At 66.1% G+C, this 407-nt stretch carries 1 protein-coding gene; it reads right to left on the bottom strand.

Going from position 1 to position 407, the window contains the following annotated elements:
• Nucleotides 1–407, bottom strand: a 407-nt coding sequence (locus K9U41_RS23525) for an ABC transporter permease (RefSeq protein ID WP_282643238.1), incomplete at both ends; no start/stop codon positions are given.

The raw sequence follows: 407 nt of genomic DNA, 5'->3' as shown, positions 1-407 counted from the left end.
CAGGCGGATCTCGCGACCGGTGCTGTCGGCACCCTGTAACAGCTTGTCGTTGATCGCTTTCGACAGCACCACCACCCGGCTGCGATTGTCATCATCGCTGCTGTTCCAGGCACGCCCGTACTGCATCGGCACGTCGAACATCGGGAAGAAATCGGCCGACGTCCAGCGCGTATCCACCGAGAACGGCTTGAGCGTGCTGAGCTCCGGTTCCACCGTGCCGCCGCCCGCGCTCATCATCGCCTGGCGGATGCCGCGCTTCTCGCGCAGCAGGGTCTCGGCGTCGCGCCGTGTCATCTGTTCCTCAGGCTCCTCACCCGGGGTATAGCCGCCGCGCGGGCGCGGATCGACCTGCACGTAGAACAGCTGGTCGCTCTTGCCGGGAATCGGGTCGCCGGACAGCACGTGGA

The sequence above is a fragment of the Xanthobacter autotrophicus genome, from assembly GCF_029991245.1.
Classification (GTDB): Bacteria; Pseudomonadota; Alphaproteobacteria; order Rhizobiales; family Xanthobacteraceae; genus Xanthobacter; species Xanthobacter autotrophicus_C.
This window is presented reverse-complemented; position numbering and strand designations above follow the sequence as displayed.